This window comes from Pseudomonas sp. SWRI92 (assembly GCF_014268685.1).
GTDB classification, from domain to species: domain Bacteria; phylum Pseudomonadota; class Gammaproteobacteria; order Pseudomonadales; family Pseudomonadaceae; genus Aquipseudomonas; species Aquipseudomonas marvdashtae.
In genome coordinates this window covers 790,464-811,441 of record NZ_JABWQY010000001.1, presented here as the reverse complement: position 1 = coordinate 811,441, position 20,978 = coordinate 790,464, and the positions used below count along the sequence as shown (strand labels likewise).

Sequence of the window (20,978 nt, the reverse complement as noted above, 5' to 3'; positions counted from 1 at the left end):
ATGAGCGATAAAAAACTCCCAACGCCTGACGCAGTGCAAGAGCCCAGGGGCGTCAGCCGCCGCAGTTTTCTCGGCACCGGCGCGGTCACCGGCGCGGTGCTGGCCGGCGCCACCGCATTGGGGGCGGGGACATTCACCCGAGAGTCCTGGGCGGCGGCCGCCAAGGAAGCCAAGTCCAAGGTCCACGTCGGGCCCGGGGAGCTGGACGAATACTACGGCTTTTGGAGTGGCGGCCACCAAGGCGAGGTGCGGGTGCTGGGCGTACCGTCGATGCGCGAGCTGATGCGTATCCCGGTGTTCAACGTCGACTCGGCCACGGGGTGGGGCCTGACCAACGAGAGCAAGCGCATCCTGGGGGACAGCGCCAAGTACCAGAACGGTGACTGCCACCATCCGCACATCTCCATGACCGACGGCAAGTACGACGGCAAATACCTGTTCATCAACGACAAGGCCAACTCCCGGGTCGCGCGCATTCGCCTGGACATCATGAAGTGCGACAAGATCCTTACCGTGCCCAACGTCCAGGCCATCCACGGCCTGCGCCTGCAAAAGGTCCCGCACACCCAATACGTATTCGCCAATGGCGAATTCGTCATCCCTCATCCCAACGACGGCAGCACGTTCGACCTGCAAGACAAGAACAGCTTCACGATGTTCAACGCCATCGACGCCGAGAAAATGGAGATGGCCTTCCAGGTCATCGTCGACGGCAACCTGGACAACACCGACGCCGACTACACCGGCAAATACGCCGCCAGTACCTGCTACAACTCCGAGAAGGCCTACGACCTGGGCGGCATGATGCGCAATGAGCGCGACTGGGTGGTGGTCTACAACATTCCGCGCATCGAGGCGGCGATCAAGGCCGGCAAGTTCATCACCCTGGACGGTTCCAAAGTGCCGGTGGTCGACGGGCGCAAGGTCAACGGCAAGGACAGCGAATTCACCCGTTATATTCCGGTGCCGAAGAACCCCCACGGCCTCAACACTTCCTCGGACGGCAAGTATTTCATCGCCAACGGCAAACTCTCGCCGACGGTCTCGATGATCGCCATCGACCGCCTGGATGACCTGTTCAACGACCGCTACAAGGACCCGCGGGAAGTGATCGTCGCCGAGCCGGAATTGGGCCTCGGGCCGCTGCACACGACCTTCGACGGGCGCGGCAACGCCTACACCACGCTGTTCATCGACAGCCAGGTGGTGAAGTGGAACATGGAAGAGGCCGTCCGCGCCTACAAGGGCGAGAAGGTCAACTACATCAAGCAGAAACTCGACGTGCAGTATCAACCCGGGCACAACCATGCCTCGCTCACCGAAACCAGCGAGGCGGACGGCAAGTGGCTGGTGGTGCTGTGCAAGTTCTCCAAGGACCGTTTCCTGCCAACCGGGCCGTTGCACCCGGAAAACGACCAGTTGATCGACATCTCCGGCGAAGAAATGAAACTGGTGCACGACGGCCCGGCGTTCGCCGAACCCCATGACTGCATCCTCGCCCGGCGCGATCAGATCAAGACTCAGAAAATCTGGAGCCGCAATGATCCGTTTTTCGCGGGCACCGTGGAGCTGGCGAAGAAGGATGGCATCAATCTGGAAACCGACAACAAGGTCATCCGCGACGGCAACCAGGTGCGGGTCTACATGACGTCCATGGCACCGGCCTATGGCCTGACGGAGTTCACCGTCAAGCAAGGCAACGAGGTGACGGTGACGATCACCAACATCGACCAGATCGAGGACGTGTCCCACGGTTTCGTCATGACCAACCACGGCGTCAGCATGGAGATCAGCCCGCAACAGACGTCGTCGATCACCTTCATCGCCGACAAGGCCGGCCTGCATTGGTACTACTGCAGCTGGTTCTGCCATGCCCTGCACATGGAAATGGTCGGGCGCATGTTGGTTGAAAAGGCCTGAGTCGGCTCAATGAGGAGACAGGCGCAATGACCGGGAATACGCAGTACCCGAAGGTTGATCGACCGGTCATTGCGCTGGTGCTTTGCCTGTTGTCGGCCGGCGCACTGGGTTCGCCGCAGCCGATCACCGACTTGCCGTTGCAGGCCGAGGGCGACCAGCAATGGCGCCTGCCCGCGGGCCAGTACCTGGGTTCCTTCAGCATCGATCAACCGATGACGCTCATCTGTGCGCCCGATGCGGTATTCCAGGGGCAGGGCGAGGGCAATGGGTTGATCATTCGCGCGCCGAACGTCGAGGTCCGGGGCTGCACGTTCCTGGATTGGGGCCATGACCTGACGGTCATGAACGCCGCCGTGTTCATCCAGCCTGCCGGCCAAGGCGCGGTGGTGCGGGCGAACCGCATGCAGGGCCAGGGCTTCGGCATCTGGGTCGATGGCACGCGGGACGTCAGCCTGATCGACAACCGCATCCAGGGCGATCCAGGTTTGCGTTCCCAGGACCGTGGCAATGGCATTCACCTGTACGCGGTGCGCGGTGCCCGGGTCATCGGCAACCACGTTCGCGACACCCGTGACGGCATCTACATCGACACCTCCAACGGCAACCTACTCCAGGGCAACACCCTGGAGGACCTGCGCTACGGGGTGCATTACATGTTCGCCAACGACAACCAACTGTTGGACAACATCACCCGGCGCACCCGCACCGGCTATGCCCTGATGCAGAGCCGCCATTTGACTGTGATCGGCAACCGCTCCGAGCAGGACCAGAACTACGGGATCCTGATGAACTACATCACTTATTCCACCCTGCGCGACAACTTCGTCACCGACGTGCGCGACGGGTCCACCGGCGACACCATGATCACCGGCGCCGAGGGCAAGGCGCTGTTCATCTACAACTCGTTGTTCAACCGCATAGAGGGCAATCATTTCGAGCGCAGCGCGGTGGGCATCCACCTCACCGCAGGCTCGGAGGACAACCGCATCGCCGGCAATGCCTTCGTCCACAACCAGCGCCAAGTCAAATACGTCGCCACGCGCCTGCAGGAATGGTCGCAGGAAGGGCGCGGCAATTACTGGAGCGACTACTTGGGCTGGGATCGCAACGGCGACGGGTTGGGGGACGTGGCTTATGAACCCAACGACAACGTCGACCGGCTGCTGTGGCTGTACCCGCAGGTTCGCCTGTTGATGAACAGTCCAGGCGTGGAAGTGTTGCGCTGGGTGCAGCGGGCGTTTCCGGTGATGAAATCTCCCGGGGTGATGGACAGCCATCCGTTGATGCAGGTGCCCAGCCAACCCCCTCAACGCAATATTGCCCAGGAGGACGCGTCTTGAACGTCGTCGAAATCGAAGGCGTCAACCAGCGTTACGGCGACGTCGCCGTGCTGCATGGGCTTGACCTGACCTTGGCCCAGGGCGAAGTGCTCGGGCTGTTCGGGCACAACGGCGCGGGCAAGACCACGACCATGAAGCTGATACTCGGTTTGTTGCGCGCCAGCGAAGGCCAGGTACGGGTCTTTGGCCGCGAGCCGAGTGACCCGAACGTGCGGCGGATGCTCGGCTACCTGCCGGAAAACGTCATGTTCTATCCGCAGTTGAGCGGGCGCGAGACCTTGCAGCACTTTGCCCGGCTCAAAGGCGCGGCGCCGGAACAGGTCGAGCGGCTGTTGGCGGACGTGGGACTGGCGGGCGCCGCCCAACGGCGCGTGCGCACTTATTCCAAGGGCATGCGCCAACGCCTGGGCCTGGCGCAAGCCTTGCTCGGCCAACCGCGCCTGCTATTGCTCGACGAACCGACCGTGGGCCTGGACCCCATCGCCACCCAGGATCTTTATCAGTTGCTCGATCGCCTGCGCTGGCAGGGCACCAGCATCATCCTTTGCTCTCACGTCTTGCCGGGCGTGGAAGCGCACATCAACCGCGCCGCGATTCTCACCCGTGGACGGCTGTTGGCCCTGGGCAGCCTGGCAAGGTTGCGGGAGGACGCGGGGCTGCCGACGCTGATCCGCGCCTCGGGCCTGTCACGAGCCGATTGGCTGCGACAGCATTGGCGCAGCGAAGGGCACGCCACCCAAGGCTGGGGCGCCGAAGGGGTCCAGGTGTCTGCCCCAGACGGCAGCAAGCTCAAATTGCTGCGCCAGTTATTGGCCCAGGATGACCCGACCGATGTCGAGATCAAGCCGCCGTCGCTGGAGGATTTGTACCGTCATTACATGGCCCGTGCAGCGGCCGAGGAGGCCAGCCAATGAACCCGATCTGGAACATGGCTCGCAAGGAATTCAGCGATGGGCTGCGCAATCGCTGGCTGTTGGCGATCAGCCTGTTGTTCGCGGTACTGGCGATCGGCATTGCCTGGCTGGGCGCCGCGGCGTCCGGCCAATTGGGTTTCACTTCGGTGCCGGCGACGGTGGCGAGCCTGGCCAGCCTGGCGACGTTCCTGATGCCCTTGATCGCGTTGTTGCTGGCCTATGACGCGATTGTCGGCGAGGACGAAAGCGGCACGTTGCTGTTGTTGCTCACTTATCCGTTGGGGCGCGGGCAATTGCTGCTGGGCAAGTTTGTCGGTCATGGCCTGATCCTGGCCCTGGCGACCTTGATCGGTTTCGGCTGCGCAATGTTGGCGATTGCCGTGTTGGTGGACGATGTGGAGCTGAGCCTGCTGCTCTGGGCCTTCGGTCGTTTCATGTTGTCCAGCACACTGCTGGGGTGGGTGTTCCTCGGATTGGCCTACGTGCTGAGTTGCCTGTCGGCGGAAAAATCCACCGCGGCCGGGCTGGCGCTGGGCGTGTGGTTTTTCTTCGTGTTGGTGTTCGACCTGGTGCTGCTGGCGCTGTTGGTGCTGAGCGAAGGTCGCTTCAGCCCGGAGCTGCTGCCCTGGTTGCTGCTGTTGAACCCGACCGATGTGTATCGGCTGATCAATGTGTCCGGGTTCGACACCGGCTCCAGCGGCGCGAGCGTGTTGACGCTGGGCAGCGATTTGCCGGTTGCCGGCCCGCTGCTGTGGCTGTGCCTGGGGCTGTGGTTGGTGATGCCGTTGTGGTTGGCCTATCGGCTGTTCAATCGCCGGTGCCCATGAGTTTCTGATCTTGATGAAGGAAGCATGTGATGAACGGGGTTTATTTCAAGGCGAGCCGTGTCCTGGCTGGGGTGCTCGTATGCCTGGCGCTGGTGGCCTGCGACAAGGCTCAATCGCCACCTGCCGCCGAGGCGGCGCTGGCTTTCCATCCTGCTGATGAATGCCATGTGTGCGGCATGGTCATCACCGATTTCCCAGGGCCCAAGGGCGCGGCTGTCGGCGCCAGCGGGACGAAAAAGTTCTGCTCGCCAGCGGAAATGCTCGGCTGGTGGCTGCAGCCAGAAAACCACCGCGACGATGTCGAGCTGTATGTCCACGACATGGGTCGCAGCCATTGGAACACGCCGGACGATGCTCACCTGATCGACGCCCGGACCGCTTATTTTGTCATCGGCTCCGGCCTCAAGGGTGCCATGGGCGTCGTCCTGGCCTCGTTCTCCGACCCCAAGGCCGCTCAAAAGCTTGCCAGCGAGACGGGCGGCAAAGTCCTGCGCCTGGACGACATCGACCAGAAGCTGTTGGGGCAAGCCACCGCCATGTCGCCAATGAGCCACTGATCACCACAGGGATTTCGATTGTCTTGGGATACATAGACCGACACCGCTTTTGTGGCGAGGGAGCTTGCTCCCGCTGGACTGCGCAGCAGTCCCTTGGCTCAGCCACTGAGGTGGGGCAGGTTGACCGCGTTTGATCGTTCCCCCGCTCTGCGTGGGAATGCATCCCGTGACGCTCTGCGTCACCTTCCGAAAGCGGAACGCGGAGCGTTCCTGGCGACATTCCCACGCAGGAGCGTGGGAACGATCGATCGCGTCCAGCCTTTTTGGGGTCGCTGCGCAACCCAGCGAGAGCAGTCCTCCAGGAGAGCGGTCAGTGCGAGGTGCCTTCGGCAAACTCGATCTTGTTGCCCACGTTGTACTTGCCGGACGGCTTGTTCATCGGCAGGCGCTTGACCTCCTTCAGGGTGTTGCTGTCGTAGACGATCAGTGCGCCGTCGGTGTCCCAGATGCTCAGCAGCAGGTAGCGGCCGTCGCGGGTGAATTCGACATGGGCGGCGGTTTTGCCGGGCATTGGGCGCAGGGTGTGGGCGATTTCCAGGGTTTGTTTGTCGATCAGGTGGATGGCATCGTTGTCCGGGCCGAAGAACACGTCGGTCCAGGCATAGCGCGAGTTGGCATGGCTGCGCAGGAAGAAGCCCGGCCCCAGGGTGGGGATCTGCTTGATGACTTTCCAAGTGTCGAAGTCAATCACCGAAATCAGCCCTTTGCTGATATTGGGCGTGGCGAACACCCAGTGCCCATCGCGCCTCCAATAAGTGCCCGAACCCAGGTGCGGCATCCCCGGCAATGCGATGTCCTTCACCACATGCCCGGTGTCGAGGTCGATGACTTGCCCGCCCTTGGCCTTGCGCGACGTGGCGAGCAGTTGCCGATAATCGGGCGAGAAGGAAAAATCATCCAGGTAATCCTCGGCCTCGATACGCCTCGGCACGAAGTCCGGGTTCGGCCCGGTGGACAGCTCCCAGACCTCCTTGACGTCTTTCAAGGCGACGATGAAGCTGTTGCGCGGCGGCGCGGTATACACCGCGCTGACTCGCGAGCCCTGGCCGTCCAGCCCCACTGTTGCAATAGTCTTGACCGGTGACAGGTCGCGGGCATCCAGCACCACCAGATTGCCGGGCAAGGTGTTGCCCACCAGCACCCAGCGCCCGTCCTTGCTCACCGCCAGGTTACGAGTATTGAGCCCGGCCCGGACTTCGGCGATCAGTTTGAGGTTGTGCAGGTCGTACAGGCTGATCCAGCCGTCCCGGGAGGCGAAATAGACGAAGCGTCCGTCCGGCGAAAACTTCGGCCCGCCATGCACGGCAAAATGCGAGGCGAAGCGCGCCAGGACTTCGAAACGATCGCCGTCGATGATGTCGACATGATGATCACCAGCCTCCACCACCACGAATAGGTTCAGCGGGTCGGCGCTGTGCTGAGGTGCAGTGGGCAAGCTCGCGACATTCGCCAGCAGGCGATGGCTATGGCGCGTGTCATCTTCGCTCCAAGTCGGTTCGACGGCGGGCGCGCGCTGGAGATAGTGAGTCAGGCCATCGATCTGCGCGCCGTCCAGCATTCCGCCGAACGAGGCCATCTGGCTGGCGGGACGGCCGTTTTCAATGACGCGGCGGATTTCATCGGGTTTGATCCGGCTCAAGCTTTGCGGCAACAGTGCAGGCCCGGCGCCGCCGATGCGATTGACGCCGTGGCATTGCTGGCAATGCTGCTGATAATTGCGCTCGGCCAACGCCAGGTCCGGCGGGTCCATGACCTCGCCATGAGCCGCGCCGACCATGAGTAGCGACGTGAACCACCAACCTCTCATGACGCCACCTTCGAGGCGTGGGTTGTCGGCTGTGGCAGCGGATGAATACGTGCCGGATGCTGTACTGGCTGATGGGCAAACAAACCGACCACCTTGCCGATCACCGTCAATGTCGGCAGGCCCTCGGCGCATCCCCGAGCCATCTCCGGCAGATGTGAAAGCGTGCCTCGCAGCACCTGCTGGTCGGGGCGCGTGCCGTTGCTGATCAACGCCGCAGGGGTATCGGCCGGCAGCCCGGCCTCGACCAACCGCTCGGCGATGAGGCCCAGGTTCGACAACCCCATGTAGAACACCAGCGTCTGGCTGTCGTCGGCCAGGCTTCGCCACGGCAGGTCCAACTCGCCTTCGCGCTGCAAGTGGCCGGTGATGAAACGACAGGAATTGACCAGGTCGCGATGGGTCAGCGGAATACCGGCGTAGGCACTGCACCCGGCCGCGGCGGTGATGCCAGGCACCACCTGGCAATCGATTCCCCGGAATAAAAGATATTCCAGCTCTTCGGCGCCCCGGCCAAAAATGAACGGGTCGCCGCCCTTGAGACGGACCACCCGTTGGCCCTGGTCCGCGAGGTCGGCCAATAGCTCGTTGATCTGCGCCTGCGGCAGGCTATGGCAACCGGCGGCTTTGCCGACGTAATGCCGGGCGCACGTCAGTGGGACCAGGCCCAGCAGTTGTTGGCTGATCAAGCGGTCGTAGACCACCGCGTCAGCCTGCATCAGCAGGCTCCAGGCACGTAGCGTCAGCAGGCCCGGATCGCCGGGGCCTGCGCCGACCAGGGCGACTTCACCCGGTCTGAACGGTGATTGCAGGGCAGCGGGCAAAGCGATGGAGGCAGGCATAGGGCTTCCTTGTTTCGTCATCAGATTCGCCGTCGGGTTATCGGGCTAATGGGTACAGCGCAACGTTGGGAATCGCCTGCAAGCCGATTTCGTCATCGCTCAGGTGACACCCCGGGTCCTGGCCCCACAAATCGCCATCGGCCCAGGCGCGGGTGCGGGTGTTGCCGTTGCAGATACTCAACCAACGGCACTGGCCGCAGCGTCCACCCACGGCGCGTGGATGTTCGCGCAGCTTCAAGAGAAGGGCGTCGGGGTGCTCCAGCCAGAGTGCCTTGAAGGGCGTTCGGCGCACGTTTCCCACCGAGTGCTGCCACCAGTACGTGTCGGGGTGGACCTCACCGGTATTGTCGATGTTGGCGATGCCGCTGCCCGAAGCGTTGCCGCCCCAGGCCCGTAGCATCTGCTCCAGTGCGGGGTATTGCTGAGGGAGGCGCCGGGATACCCACTGCAGCAACAGGATCGCGTCGGCATCGTTGTTGCCGCTGACGAAATCGCTGTCGCGCCCTTGCTCGACGTCCGCCCACGCGCGCTCGAAGATCAACGTCATCGCCTCGCGACTCATCTGCTGCTGGGCATCGAGCTTGCGACTGCGCCTGCCGCGACCGCTGTAGTTCAGATGCGACAGATAGAATTTCTGCACATCGTATTCATCCATCAGGTCCAGCAACCGAGGCAACTGGGGATGGTTCTGCTGAGTGAGGGTGGTACGCAGCCCGACCCGGATCCCTCGCTCGCGGCAGAGCCGGATGGCCGCCATGGAACGGGCGAAACTGCCCTTGAGCTGGCGGAATTGATCGTGAGTCGTTTCCAGGCCGTCGATACTGATGCCGACGTAGTCGAAATTCGCCGCCGTTATCTGCTCTATGTTCGAGGCGTCGATCAGCGTGCCGTTGGTGGACAGGGCAATAAAGAAACCTTTGGCGCGGGCATGGGCGTTGAGCTGGAACAGGTCTTCGCGCAGTAATGGTTCGCCGCCAGACAGGATCAACACACGTACCCCGGCGTCATGCAGGTCATCGATGACCTGGAGCGCTGCGGCGGTGTCCAGTTCATCGCGAAAAACACTGTCGGCCGACGTCGCGTAGCAGTGCTTGCAGGTCAGGTTGCAACGCCTGAGCAGGTTCCAGATCACCACCGGCGGGCGACTGCTGCCCGGCGGCGCGACGCGTGGGGCGGGGCATTGCCCGGCCAGTGCACGCAGGTAATGGCTGATCCTTAACATACAACGCTCCTTCGATCGATGTGCCGGTTCAGCGCGAGGGGGGCGACAGGCGCAGGCCGGTTTTTTTCAGGATGCGGCTGCTCACCAGCATGTCGTCGGCGGCGCAGGCCTCCCCCAGCAGGTAGCGCAAGTGATCGCGGTAACTGTCGATTTCCTCGCGGCTGCGGCCATGCACCATGGCGAACAGGTTGTAGCGCCAGCCGGGCCGGCGCGGTCGGCGGTAGCAATGACTGACGAAGGGCTGCGCGCCCAATAGCGCACCCAGGCGCGGCATGTCGGCGTCAGCCACGTCCCAGACCGTCATGCCGTTGTGGCGGTAGCCCAGGCGATAGTGATTGGGCACCGCGGCGATGCGGCGGATCGCCCCTTCGGCCTGCAGGCGCTTGAGCAGGTCTAGAGTGGACTCGACGCTCAGGCCCAATTGCTCGGCCAGCCAGGCCCAGGGATCTTCGAGCAGCGGCAGGCCGGCCTGGGTCAGTTCGACCAGGCGCAGGGCCAACGGCGTTTGCTCCAGGGGCAACGTTTCAGACCGGGAAATACAAACCGACATGGTAGGTCTCCTCCTTGGGCAGGTTCAGCGGCACCAGGCCGGTCAGGCGCTCGATGCGCAGCAGGGTCTCGGCAATCGCCTGTTCGCTGGGGCAAGCGAGTACGAACCACATGTTCCAGGCGTGCTCGCGGCGGTAGTTGTGGGCCACTTCGGGCATGTCGGCGAGCAGGTCGGCGATGGTGTCGAAACGCGGTTCCGGCACCGCCAGGGCGGCCAGGGTGAAAGCGCCGCCCAAACGCTCGATATCGAACATCGGGCCGAATCGGGTAAGGACGCCGTCGTTGAGCAATTCGTGCAGACGGTCGAGCAATTCAGCACTGCTGCTTTCCAGTTCGCCGGCCAAGTGTTCCCAGGGCTGGCGCACCAGCGGCAGGCCCAGTTGCAGGCGGTTGATCAGGCGCCGGTCGAGGTCATCCATCAATGGCGGCTCCGGCAGGTGCGGCGAAGCGTCCACCGCACTGCTTGAACAGATGGGTACTGAACAGCAACTGATGGGGCAGGTCGTCCAGCAGATGTTCCTGGAGCAGCGCTTGGACCTGGGCCTCGACACGGTCCCGCTGGCGCCCGTGGATCATGCAGAACAGGTTGTATTGCCACTGCGGCAGGCGCCGTGGTCGTTGATAACACAGGCTGATGCCAGGGGCTTGGCCCAGGCGTCGCCCGACTTCATCGACCAGGGCGTCCGGCACGTCCAGCACCAGCATGGCGTTGGCGGAAAACCCCAACGCCCGGTGGTTGACCACGAGGCCGACGCGGCGAAACAGACCCTGTTCGTTCCATTGGCGCATTTGCTCCAGCACCAGAGGCTCGCTGGCTTCGATCTGTTCGGCCAAGGCCTGGAACGGGCGCGGGGTCAGGGGCAAGCCGGCTTCCAGCAGGCGGCGCAGCGCCAGGGATTGAGACTCGGTCAGGGCGGTGTTCATGGGGTGGCCTCCAGGGCAAAGCCCAGGTCGATGCGGTAGGCGGTGAGCATGGGCAAATCCAGCGGCGTGAGGCCGGTGTCCTGCTCCAGTTCCTGGAGGATGCTGTCCAGGTGAGCACGGGTTGGGCCGGTCAGCACGAACCAGAGGTTGTAGCGATGTTCGCGTGCGTAGTTGTGATTGACTTCCGGGTACTGGTTGACGCGTTCCGCCACCTGTTGCAATCGCTCCTGCGGTACGGCGAAGGCGGCGAGGGTGCTTGCGCCGGCCCGGGTGTGTTCGAACACCGGGCCGACGCGCGACAAGGTGCCGGCCAGTTGCAGATGCTGGAGGCATTCCAGGACCTGCGCCTCGCTGCAACCCAGGGTCTGGGCCATGACCCGATAGGGCTCGGCGCACACCGGCATGCCATGCTGGAATCGATCGATCAGGCGACGGGCAAGCGGGCTTTGGGTCATGTCAGTAGCCCGCCTTGTGCGCACGGCTGCTGAAAAAAATCCCGCTGGGGCTCAGGGACGGTAACGCAGTGAGCCGTTCGAGCCGGTAGGGATCCCAGGCCTGCACCTCGCCGCCATCGCGTACGGACAACCACAATTGATCGCCGCGTGCGGTGAACTCCATGTGCAGCACGCCAACCCCTGGCCGCAGGTCGGCGACGATGGCGTGGGTCTGGGTGTCGATGACCTGCACGCGGTCGTTGTCGGGGTAGGCGAAGTTGACCCAGAGCTGGCGTCCATCCGGTCGCGCCGTGACAAAGACCGGCTGGCCGGCGACGGCGATGGCATCGACTTGCTGCCAGGTGGTGTCCATCACCAGCACTTGGTGATGGCCGACGGCGGGCACGAACGCTTGCTGATCAGCCATGGCCCAGCCTTCCAGATGCGGCATCTTGTACACCGGCAACCTGGCCTGGCCGCGTCCATAATGCCCCAGTACCCGTTTCACGCCGCGTTCCGGATGCCAGAGATCGAGCTGCGCCATGCCGTCTTCGCCAAACAGCCCGGCCATGTAATAGCGCCCGTCCGGGGTGATCAGCGCGTCATAGGGTTGTTGGCCGATGCCGGTGAAGCGTTCGATTTGCGGTACGACGCCGTTACTGAAGTCAGCCGTCCAGATTTCGCCGGTGTCGAACAGGCTGAACACGAAGCGCTGGCCCGGCGCGTCCACCAGTCCCACGACACGCGAGCGTTTACCCGCATCCGGCAGGGGCGTAGCGGGAATGTCAGCCACTTGTTCCAGAGTCCGGGCATCGAACACCTTGACGCCGCCGGGCTCGTAGTTGGAAACGGCGATCAGCTTGCCGTCCTGGCTGATCGCCCCGCCGATGCTGTTGCCGCCCTGGATGATGCGTCGGTCGATGCGGGCCGTCAGCAGATCGACTTTGCTCAAGCCACCATCGCGGCCGAATACGAAGGCGTAGCGTTGATCCCTGGAGAACACCACCGAGGCGTGGGACAAATCGCCCAGGCCCTCCACGCGGGCAAGTGTGGAGCGGGTGTCGCTTTCGATGATCTGCAGGCTGCCGGTGGCGCGTTCCACCACCACGCCCAAGTCGCCGGTGCCGCGCAGTGGTGCCTGCGTGCAAGCGACCAGCGACAGGGCGATGGCCAGAGAAGAAAGCAGGGAGCGAATCATGAGGCAGGTTTTCCTTGAAGGAGCCGGTCCACCAGCCAACGGATGTCGTCGGGGGGCAACAGCGCTGCCCAGCCGGGCATGGCACTGCCGGGGCGGCCCAGGGTGACGGTGGCGATGAGGCTGTCGCGGGATTTTCCCGCCAGGGCTTCGCGGGTCAGCGGCGGGCCGAGGCCTCCGGTCAGGTACAGGCCGTGGCAGGCACCGCAGTCCTGGTCCAGAAGATGTTGAAGCTGGGCCTGGCGCTGATGATCGGGAGTGGCCAGCGCGCAGGCGGGGATAAGCAGGAGGAGGGCAGTGATCGAGGTGGTGAAGCTGTGTCGTTCCATGACGTCCTCCTGAATGAAATTGCACCGCTTTCGTGGCGAGGGAGCTTGCTCCCGCTGGGGTGCGAAGCAACCCCAAAAGCTTGGGACCGCTACGCGATCCAGCGGGAGCAAGCTCCCTCGCCACGGGTCATGTGATTACTTGAGGGTCAAGACCCACGCAGCCAGGATCTTGGCTTCCTCTTCCGTCACCGGGTTGGCTGGCATCGGCATCGGCCCCCAGTTGCCTTGCGTGCCTTCCTTGATGTGTTTGGCCAGTACCGCCTCGGCCCCAGCGACGCCGGCGTTTTTCGCCGCGACCTCCTTGAGCGCCGGACCCACCACCTTGGTGTCGATGGAATGGCAGGCCGCGCAAGGTTTGCTCTTGAACAGCGTCGGGCCGTCCTGTGCCAACGCCGGCAGGCTGTAGGCGGCGGTCAAGGCCAGTGCGATCAGAATAGGCTTCATGGTTTTTCCTCTTATTGATGGGGCTCAATAAATGTCGTGTTGGGTGTTGTAGACGTTGAATTTTCCGGTCGGGGTGATCAGGCGCTTGTCCTTGATCACGTTCTTGACCTTGAGGGTCTTGTCGTCGATCACCACCAGCGCCGACTCGTCTTCCTGGCCACTCCAGACCGAGAACCAGACCTCATCGCCAGCCTTGTTGTATTCCGGTTGCACCACGCGCAATGCGCCTTTCTTGATGCCGGCGTACTCGGCAATCGGCAGCACGGTGTAGCCAGCGTCAAGCTTGTCGATGTTGAACACCGCCACCGATTGGCTGAGCTTGGCGTCGGGGCTGAGGGTGGTGTCGACATACAGGTGGCGCGATGCGGGGTGGGTCTTGATGAACAGCGAACCGCCGCCCTGGCCTTGGAGCGAAGCGACCTGTTTCCAGGCGTATTGCGGGTGCTTGACCGGGTCGGTGCCGATCAGCGAAACCCCGGCATCGCCCAAGTGGCTGGTGGCCCAGACCGGTCCATAGAGCGGGTGATTGAAGTTGGCGCCGCGCCCCGGATGCGGCGTCTTGCCGACGTCCACCAGGGCGGTGAGCTTGCGCTCCTTGGAGTCGATCACCGCGACCTTGTTGGAGTTGTTGGCGGCCGTCATGAAATAGCGATGGCTGCTGTCCCAACCGCCGTCATGCAGGAACGGCGCGGCATCGATGCTGGTGATGGTGAGGTTCTTGATGTCCTGGTAGTTGACCAGCATCACCTTGCCGGTTTCCTTGACGTTGACGATGAACTCGGGCCACTCGTGGGACGCGATGATAGCCGCGACGCGAGGCTCGGGATGGTATTGCTGGGTGTCGACGGTCATGCCCCGGGTCGAGACAATTTGCTTGGGCTCCAGGGTCTCGCCGTCCATGATCGTGAACTGCGGCGGCCAGTACGAACCGGCAATCGTGTACTTGTCTTCGTAGCCCTTGAACTTGGAGGTTTCCACCGAGCGAGCCTCGATGCCCACCTTGATTTCCGCGACCTTGGTCGGCTCCTTCGGCCACAGGTCGATCATGTCGATCTTGGCGTCCCGGCCGATCACCAGCAGGTAGCGCCCCGACGCCGAGATCCGCGAGATGTGCACCGCGTAACCGGTGTCGATCAGCTTGACGATTTTCTTGCTGTCGCCGTCGATCAAGGCAATCTTGCCGTCGTCGCGAAGGGTGACTGAAAACAGGTTTTGCAGATTGAGGTTGTTGAGCTGCCTGGTTGGCCGGTCCTCGGGTTTGATCAAGACTTTCCAGGTCTTGAGGGTTTCAGCCATGCCCCATTCCGGCGGCGTTGGCGGGGTGTGCTGGATGAACTTGGCCATGACCGTGATCTGGTCTTTGGTCAGGGCATTGGAGGTGCCCCAGTTCGGCATGCCGGCGGCCGAACCGTAAGTGATCAGCGCTTCCAGGTAGGGCTGGCCGCGCGCTTGGGTGATGTCGGGTGTCAGCGGCTTGCCGGTGGCGCCCTTGCGAAGCACGCCGTGGCAACCGGCGCAGCGCTGGAAGTAGATTTCCTTGGCCGAGTCGAAGTCGGCCTGGCTCAGGTCTGGCGCGCCTTCGGTCTTGACCACCCGGGGTGACTCCGGCGTGGTGGGTAAGTCGGCGAAGACGTAGGGAGCAACCAGCGCTGTACACAGCGCCGTCACCCTCAGGGCCCACGTTTTTTTGTGGCTGATCAGCATTCCATTTCTCCTCAGGCATGACCCGCGCTGCCCTGCAAATGTCGTCCGGCGCGCAGATTCTTGGTGCGCTGCAAGGCTATGCCGGGGGGATGGTTAACCGCTTGACGGCGATCAAGTTTGCCGGCCGCAAGCCTTGCCAGGTTGTCGCAGGGCCTCGTAGCGTGATGGGCAATCGAGTTGTCTGAGCAGGTCTTTCCATGAACGCTATCTCTACCGCCCCACGTCCGGACGAACCTTTCTATCAACCCCAGGACAACGAGCAGGCGATGTTCGAGCAGGCCTGGCATCACGGCATGCCAGTGCTGATCAAGGGGCCGACCGGTTGCGGCAAGACCCGTTTCGTCCAGTACATGGCCCATCGGCTGAAACTGCCGCTGTACACCGTGGCCTGCCACGACGACCTGAGCGCCGCCGACCTGGTGGGCCGTCACTTGATCGGCGCCCAGGGCACCTGGTGGCAGGACGGGCCCTTGACCCGGGCAGTGCGCGAGGGCGGCATTTGTTATCTGGATGAAGTGGTCGAGGCGCGTCAGGACACAGCGGTGGTGCTGCACCCACTGGCGGACGACCGTCGGCAGTTGTACCTGGAGCGCACCGGCGAGGTATTGCAGGCACCGCCGTCGTTTATGCTGGTGGTGTCGTATAACCCCGGCTACCAGAACCTGCTCAAAGGCATGAAACCCAGCACGCGGCAACGTTTCGTGGCGATGCGCTTTGGTTATCCGGCGATTGCCGATGAAGAGCGGATCGTCGCCCGCGAGGCTGGGGTCGATATGGCCCTGGCCGCCCAGGTGGTGCGACTGGGGCAAGCGCTGCGCCGGCTCGATCAGCATGACTTGGAAGAAGTCGCGTCCACCCGTTTGCTGATTTTCACCGCGCGCATGATCGGTGCCGGCATGGACCCGCGCCAAGCCTGCCTTGGGTGCCTGGCCGAACCCTTGAGCGACGACCCGCAGACCGTTGCCGCGTTGATGGATGTGGTCGATGTCCACTTCGGCTGAAACCGCTGGCGTGTCCCGGCGGTTGCCCGGGGATCTGGCGATGTGGTTTTTCATCCTCGCCGAGCTGTCGGTATTCGCCTTGCTGATCCTCGCGTTCACCGTTGCCCAGGTGTTACACCCGCAGATGTTCAGCGAAGGCCGGCAGTTGCTGGACCGGTCCACGGGCCTGGCGATGACCCTCAGCCTGCTGACCGCCGGCCTGTTCGCCGCACTGGCCCAAGAGCAAGTCAGGCAGGACCGGCCGCGTCGAGCCGCGCTGTTGTTGTGTGGGGCGTTGTTGCTTGCCTGCGGTTATGTGGCGATCAAGCTCACTGAGTATGCCCATCTGCTGGCGAACGGCCTGGGCATGGAGCACAACACCTTCTTCACCTTGTACTGGATTCTCACCGCGTTCCATTTCCTTCATGTGCTGCTGGGCATGGTGATCCTCGCGTGGCTGGCCGAAGGTTGCCGGCGTCGGCGCTATGGTACTCGGCAAAGCAGTGGCCTGGAGTCCGGCGTGCTGTATTGGCACATGGTGGATCTGGTGTGGGTGTTGCTGTTTCCGGTTGTCTACATTCTCGGTTGAGCGCAGGTGCACATGTCGGCTTCCCGTGTCTTGATCGCCTGTTGGATAACGCTTGCGGTGCTGAGCACTGGCACCGTTGCGCTGGGCCAGGTCGCCACCAGCGGGCTGGTGTCAATCGCCATCCTGGCGGTCGCGGTGGCCAAGGCCTGGCTGATCGCCGACGGCTTCATGGAACTGCGCCATGCGCCGCGGTTGTGGCGGCGGTTGGTGTTGAGTTGGGCGGTGGTGCTGGCGACGGTGATCGGGGTCGTCATTTTGTTCTCGATCTGATCATTCCCACGCTCTGCGTGGGAATGCATCCCGTGACGCTCTGCGTCACCTTCCTGAAGCGGAACGCGGAGCGTCCCTGGCGGCGTTCCCACGCAGGAGCGTGGGAACGATCGAGGCTCATCTGCCTGGAACAACCCACCAAAACCATCGGAGATTCTTGATCGCCATCAAGCGGTTTCCGACCCCTCAGTTCCTAGAATGGTCACGCCAAGCAATGAGGAAGTGACCATGTCAGATACCTTCACCAAAGGCATGGCCAGGAATATTTACTTCGGGGGAAGCATCTTCTTTTTCCTGATATTCCTGGCCCTGACCTACCACACGGAACAGACCTTTCCGGAGCGCAGCAACCAGGCGCAACTGACGGAATCGGTGATACGCGGCAAGGGCGTCTGGGAGCGCAACAACTGCATCGGCTGCCACACCTTGCTGGGCGAGGGCGCGTACTTTGCGCCGGAGCTGGGCAACGTGGTGAACCGGCGCGGGGGCGACGAAGCCTTCAAGCCGTTCCTGCAAGCCTGGATGAAAATGCAGCCGCTGAACGTTCCGGGCCGTCGGGCCATGCCGCAGTTCAACCTGAGCGAGCAGGAAGTCGACGACATCGCCGAGTTCCTCAAATGGAGCTCGAAAATCAACACCAATGGCTGGCCGCCAAACAAGGAGGGCTGAGAGATGAGCATGGCTAATCCGCATCTGAAATTCGCCTCGCAGGCCGTCGCCAAACCGTACTTCGTGTTTGCCCTGATGCTGTTCCTGGGGCAGGTGCTGTTCGGTTTGATCATGGGTTTGCAATACGTGGTCGGCGACTTCCTGTTCCCGCTGATCCCTTTCAACGTGGCCCGCATGGTCCACACCAACCTGCTGATCGTCTGGCTGCTGTTCGGCTTCATGGGCGCGGCGTATTACCTGATACCGGAGGAGGCCGACCGCGAACTGCACAGCCCGAAACTGGCGCTGGTGCTGTTCTGGGTGTTCGCCGCCGCAGGTGTGGCGACGATCCTGGGCTATCTCTCGGTGCCGTATGCGACGCTGGCGAAGTTCACCGGCAACGACTTGCTGCCAACCATGGGCCGTGAGTTCCTCGAGCAGCCGACCATCACCAAGATGGGCATCGTGGTGGTGTGCCTGGGATTCCTCTACAACATCGGCATGACGATGCTCAAGGGTCGCAAGACCACGGTGAGCATGGTGATGATGACCGGGCTGATCGGCCTGGCGGTGTTCTTCCTGTTCTCCTTCTATAACCCGGAAAACCTCGCGCGCGACAAGTTCTACTGGTGGTGGGTGGTGCATCTTTGGGTGGAAGGCGTCTGGGAACTGATCATGGGTTCGATGCTTGCCTTCGTCCTGATCAAGATCACCGGCGTGGACCGCGAAGTGGTGGAAAAATGGCTCTACGTGATCATTGCCATGGCGCTGATCACCGGCATCATCGGCACCGGTCACCACTTCTTCTGGATTGGCGCGCCCGAGGTCTGGCTATGGGTAGGTTCGATCTTCTCGGCGCTGGAACCGCTGCCGTTCCTGGCAATGGTTGTGTTCGCCTTCAGCATGGTGAAAAACCGCCGTCGCCAGCACCCGAACCGCGCCGCGACCTTGTGGGCCAAGGGCACCACGGTCACCGCGTTCTTCGGTGCGGGCGTCTGGGGATTCCTGCACACCCTGGCACCGGTCAACTACTACACCCACGGTTCGCAACTGACCGCAGCCCACGGACACCTGGCTTTCTACGGTGCCTACGCAATGATCGTCATGACCCTGATCAGCTACGCCATGCCACGCTTGCGCGGCTTGGGTGAAGCCGCGGACGAGCGCTCCCAGCGCCTGGAAATCTGGGGCTTCTGGCTGATGACCCTGTCCATGGTGATGATCACCTTGTTCCTCACCGCAGCCGGTGTTGTCCAGGTCTGGCTGCAGCGTTGGATGGAGGATGGCAGTGCCTTGCCGTTCATGGCGACGATGGATCACTTGAAGCCGCTGTTCTGGGCGCGACTGGTCAGTGGCGTCGGGTTCCTGGCCGGGCTGCTCTGCTACCTGTTCAGCTTCCGTCAACGTGGCCGCGCGGCCCTGCGTGCGCCGGCGGCGGTGGTGCCTTCGTAGGTCATCACAGTTGTTAATCCGGACCCATTTGTGGCGAGGGGATTTATCCCCGCTGGGCTGCGAAGCAGCCCCAAAATGTCTGCTACTGCGGTGTATCAGACAGGATGTAGGGGGCCGCTTCGCGCCCCAGCGGGGCGGTGCGACGTTTCGATAAATCCCCTCGCCACAATGGGTTCGGCTCAAGAGGAAATAACCATGGCATTCACCCTGGAGCTGGAAGAATGGGTCGGCAGTGTCTGGCACCGGTTCATCACGCGCCGGGCCAGTGCCGATTTTCCTGAGGCACGGGTCGAGTTGGTGTCCCGGCAACGCTCGCTGCAAGTGCTGTTTCGCGCCACTGGCGGTGCTCGTCACCAGGGCGTGGAAGCGGCCAGCGACCGCGAGCTGCTAGTGCGCCGCAACCTCTTGCAGCAGATCGCCGGCACCTGCAAACAAGTACCGCTGGCATGGTGCGACGGCGACAATCTGCGCTTGCCGGCGAGTCTGGCGGCGTTTCCCGATGTGGGGCTGAACGAGGAGCTGTATCGCTGGCTGGCGTTGCTGGCCGCGCAGTCGGGGCCGATGACCCATTGGGGCCGCGACAATCAGCGCTGGACCCTGGCGGTGTTGAAGCGCTACCCGGCGCTGCGCCCGCGCTACCGGCGACTGGTGGAAGCGCACCTGTCGCTGCGCCCCGATCCTGAATCGCTGGCTCCGGCCGAAGCCGCGCTGGAGCGAGCCTTGTGCCAGGCGCTGCGTGAGCCGGGCAGTGTCGAGCATTTCCCGCGCAGCGAACGGGCAGCCTGGCCGTTGCCGTTATGGCTGTATCCGCCCCGAAACCTGGCCCTTCCCCAGGCGGCGGACCTGGAGGAGTCGGAGCAATACCTGGCGACGCCGCCAGGTGAGCAAAAAGGTGGACGCAAGCGCGCCGAGCGCATCGATGACGTCAGCCGCGACGGTGGCCTGCTGATCGTGCGCCTGGAAAATCTGTTCAGTTGGACCGAGCACGTGGACCTGGATCGCTGGTCGGACGACAGCGAAGACCCGGACGCCGCCCGCGTCGCCGAAGACCTCGATCAGCTGACCCTTTCCCGGACCCGTTTGCGCAAGGGCGGCGGCCTGAAACTGCACCTGGACCTGCCGCCGGCCGATGTCGATGACCTGCCGCTGGGCGAGGGCATTCGCCTGCCGGAGTGGGACTATCGCCAACAACGCTTGCAAGCGGATTTCGTCAGCGTGCAGACCTATGTTCCCCGCGACTGCGAACCCCAGCCACTGCCGTTACGCCTGCGCGGACCGGCCCAGCGTTTGCGCCGCCAGTTCGAGCACCTGCGCAACGATCGCCAATGGCTGCGCCAGCAGACCCAAGGCTCGGAGCTGGACCTCCAAGCCTGGCTGGACTTCCACGTCGAGCGCCAACACGGGCAGTGCAGCGAACGCGGCCTGTTCCTGGACCAGCGTCAGACCCGCCGAGACTTGGCCTGCCTGCTGCTGGCCGACCTGTCGATGTCCACCGATGCCCACCTCAATGATGAGCACCGGGTCATCGATGTGATCCGAGACAGTCTGTTGCTGTTCGCTGAAACACTGTCTGTGCTGGGGGACGATTTCGCCTTGTACGGGTTTTCTTCCCTGCGCCGCCAGAACGTGCGGATGCACGAGCTCAAGGCATTCAACCAGCGCTACGACGACCAGACCCGCGGCCGGATCCAGGGCCTCAAGCCCGGTTACTACACGCGCATGGGCGCCGCGATCCGCCAAGCCACCCAACGTATGGCCGGGTGCAAGCGGCGGCGAAAACTGTTGCTGTTGATCAGTGACGGCAAACCCAATGACCTGGACCTCTACGAAGGCCGCTACGGCGTCGAGGACACCCGCCAGGCCGTGCTGGAAGCCCGGCGCCAAGGGCTGACACCGTTCTGCATTACCATCGACCGGGAAGCGGGGGACTACCTGCCGTACATGTTCGGCGCCAACGGCTACACCCTGATTCGCCAGCCCGAGCAACTGCCGCTGCGCTTGCCGCAGTTGTACCGACAGTTGACTCAGGATTGA

The 20,978-nt window shown here is 63.1% G+C and carries 22 protein-coding genes; 11 read left to right on the top strand and 11 right to left on the bottom strand.

What is annotated here, in order from left to right; genetic code table 11:
- Genes nosZ through HU762_RS03240 form a run of 5 tightly spaced genes read left to right on the top strand, consistent with a single transcriptional unit; the run spans position 1 to position 5,558 of the window.
- Positions 1–1,920, top strand: a complete 1,920-nt coding sequence (nosZ, locus tag HU762_RS03260) for a TAT-dependent nitrous-oxide reductase (RefSeq protein ID WP_186632829.1) — start codon at positions 1–3, stop codon at positions 1,918–1,920.
- 26 nt (positions 1,921–1,946) lie between these two features.
- On the top strand, positions 1,947–3,260 hold the full coding sequence (locus tag HU762_RS03255; protein ID WP_186632827.1) for a nitrous oxide reductase family maturation protein NosD: 1,314 nt from the start codon (positions 1,947–1,949) through the stop codon (positions 3,258–3,260).
- Positions 3,257–4,174 carry an ABC transporter ATP-binding protein gene (locus HU762_RS03250; RefSeq protein ID WP_186632825.1) on the top strand — a complete coding sequence of 306 codons (918 nt, stop codon included), beginning with the start codon at positions 3,257–3,259 and terminating at the stop codon, positions 4,172–4,174. The genes HU762_RS03255 and HU762_RS03250 overlap by 4 nt, the downstream gene beginning before the upstream one ends.
- Positions 4,171–5,001 (top strand): ABC transporter permease subunit, encoded by an 831-nt coding sequence (locus HU762_RS03245; protein ID WP_186632822.1) that lies wholly within the window; start codon positions 4,171–4,173, stop codon positions 4,999–5,001. The genes HU762_RS03250 and HU762_RS03245 overlap by 4 nt, the downstream gene beginning before the upstream one ends.
- Positions 5,002–5,030: 29 nt before the next feature.
- Positions 5,031–5,558 carry a nitrous oxide reductase accessory protein NosL gene (locus HU762_RS03240; protein WP_186632821.1) on the top strand — a complete coding sequence of 176 codons (528 nt, stop codon included), beginning with the start codon at positions 5,031–5,033 and terminating at the stop codon, positions 5,556–5,558.
- Positions 5,559–5,868: 310 nt separating this feature from the next.
- Here the strand turns inward: HU762_RS03240 and HU762_RS03235 are convergent, their stop codons facing one another.
- The 11 genes from HU762_RS03235 to nirS form a co-directional block, all read right to left on the bottom strand.
- On the bottom strand, positions 5,869–7,308 hold the full coding sequence (locus HU762_RS03235) for a nitrite reductase (RefSeq protein WP_225923627.1): 1,440 nt from the start codon (positions 7,306–7,308) through the stop codon (positions 5,869–5,871).
- A 53-nt stretch (positions 7,309–7,361) separates the two neighbouring features.
- A complete protein-coding gene (cobA, locus tag HU762_RS03230; RefSeq protein WP_186632815.1) occupies positions 7,362–8,204 on the bottom strand; it encodes a uroporphyrinogen-III C-methyltransferase in 843 nt (280 codons plus the stop codon).
- 37 nt (positions 8,205–8,241) lie between these two features.
- Positions 8,242–9,426 carry a heme d1 biosynthesis radical SAM protein NirJ gene (gene nirJ / locus HU762_RS03225; RefSeq protein ID WP_186632812.1) on the bottom strand — a complete coding sequence of 395 codons (1,185 nt, stop codon included), beginning with the start codon at positions 9,424–9,426 and terminating at the stop codon, positions 8,242–8,244.
- A gap of 28 nt (positions 9,427–9,454) precedes the next feature.
- On the bottom strand, positions 9,455–9,976 hold the full coding sequence (locus tag HU762_RS03220; protein ID WP_186632809.1) for an Lrp/AsnC family transcriptional regulator: 522 nt from the start codon (positions 9,974–9,976) through the stop codon (positions 9,455–9,457).
- Positions 9,951–10,394 (bottom strand): Lrp/AsnC family transcriptional regulator, encoded by a 444-nt coding sequence (locus tag HU762_RS03215; protein ID WP_186632806.1) that lies wholly within the window; start codon positions 10,392–10,394, stop codon positions 9,951–9,953. Before HU762_RS03215 ends, HU762_RS03220 begins: the two co-directional genes overlap by 26 nt.
- On the bottom strand, positions 10,387–10,899 hold the full coding sequence (locus tag HU762_RS03210; RefSeq protein ID WP_186632804.1) for an AsnC family protein: 513 nt from the start codon (positions 10,897–10,899) through the stop codon (positions 10,387–10,389). Before HU762_RS03210 ends, HU762_RS03215 begins: the two co-directional genes overlap by 8 nt.
- Positions 10,896–11,354, bottom strand: coding sequence for an Lrp/AsnC family transcriptional regulator (locus HU762_RS03205; RefSeq protein WP_186632801.1), 459 nt, complete (start codon positions 11,352–11,354; stop codon positions 10,896–10,898). The genes HU762_RS03210 and HU762_RS03205 overlap by 4 nt, the downstream gene beginning before the upstream one ends.
- A gap of 1 nt (position 11,355) precedes the next feature.
- Positions 11,356–12,531: a cytochrome D1 domain-containing protein gene (locus HU762_RS03200; RefSeq protein WP_186632798.1), complete on the bottom strand. Its 1,176-nt coding sequence runs from the start codon at positions 12,529–12,531 to the stop codon at positions 11,356–11,358.
- The gene (locus tag HU762_RS03195) at positions 12,528–12,857 is read right to left on the bottom strand and encodes a cytochrome c (protein WP_186632795.1); all 330 of its coding nucleotides are present in this window, start codon (positions 12,855–12,857) and stop codon (positions 12,528–12,530) included. The genes HU762_RS03200 and HU762_RS03195 overlap by 4 nt, the downstream gene beginning before the upstream one ends.
- A gap of 135 nt (positions 12,858–12,992) precedes the next feature.
- Positions 12,993–13,301: a c-type cytochrome gene (locus tag HU762_RS03190; RefSeq protein WP_186632792.1), complete on the bottom strand. Its 309-nt coding sequence runs from the start codon at positions 13,299–13,301 to the stop codon at positions 12,993–12,995.
- 24 nt (positions 13,302–13,325) lie between these two features.
- Entirely contained in the window at positions 13,326–15,005 is a 1,680-nt protein-coding gene (nirS, locus tag HU762_RS03185) for a nitrite reductase (RefSeq protein WP_186632789.1), read from the bottom strand.
- A gap of 197 nt (positions 15,006–15,202) precedes the next feature.
- Here nirS and HU762_RS03180 point away from each other — a divergent pair, with 197 nt between their 5' ends.
- The 6 genes from HU762_RS03180 to HU762_RS03155 all read left to right on the top strand — a co-directional run bounded on the left by HU762_RS03180 (position 15,203) and on the right by HU762_RS03155 (position 20,978).
- Entirely contained in the window at positions 15,203–16,006 is an 804-nt protein-coding gene (locus HU762_RS03180; RefSeq protein ID WP_186632786.1) for a CbbQ/NirQ/NorQ/GpvN family protein, read from the top strand.
- The gene (locus tag HU762_RS03175; protein WP_186632783.1) at positions 15,990–16,574 is read left to right on the top strand and encodes a cytochrome c oxidase subunit 3 family protein; all 585 of its coding nucleotides are present in this window, start codon (positions 15,990–15,992) and stop codon (positions 16,572–16,574) included. The genes HU762_RS03180 and HU762_RS03175 overlap by 17 nt, the downstream gene beginning before the upstream one ends.
- Before the next feature lie 12 nt (positions 16,575–16,586).
- Entirely contained in the window at positions 16,587–16,844 is a 258-nt protein-coding gene (locus tag HU762_RS03170) for a cytochrome C oxidase subunit IV family protein (RefSeq protein ID WP_186632780.1), read from the top strand.
- 228 nt (positions 16,845–17,072) lie between these two features.
- A complete protein-coding gene (locus HU762_RS03165) occupies positions 17,073–17,513 on the top strand; it encodes a cytochrome c (RefSeq protein WP_003202495.1) in 441 nt (146 codons plus the stop codon).
- Between the two features lie 3 nt (positions 17,514–17,516).
- Entirely contained in the window at positions 17,517–18,944 is a 1,428-nt protein-coding gene (locus HU762_RS03160) for a cbb3-type cytochrome c oxidase subunit I (RefSeq protein ID WP_186632777.1), read from the top strand.
- A gap of 195 nt (positions 18,945–19,139) precedes the next feature.
- Positions 19,140–20,978, top strand: a complete 1,839-nt coding sequence (locus tag HU762_RS03155; RefSeq protein ID WP_186632774.1) for a VWA domain-containing protein — start codon at positions 19,140–19,142, stop codon at positions 20,976–20,978.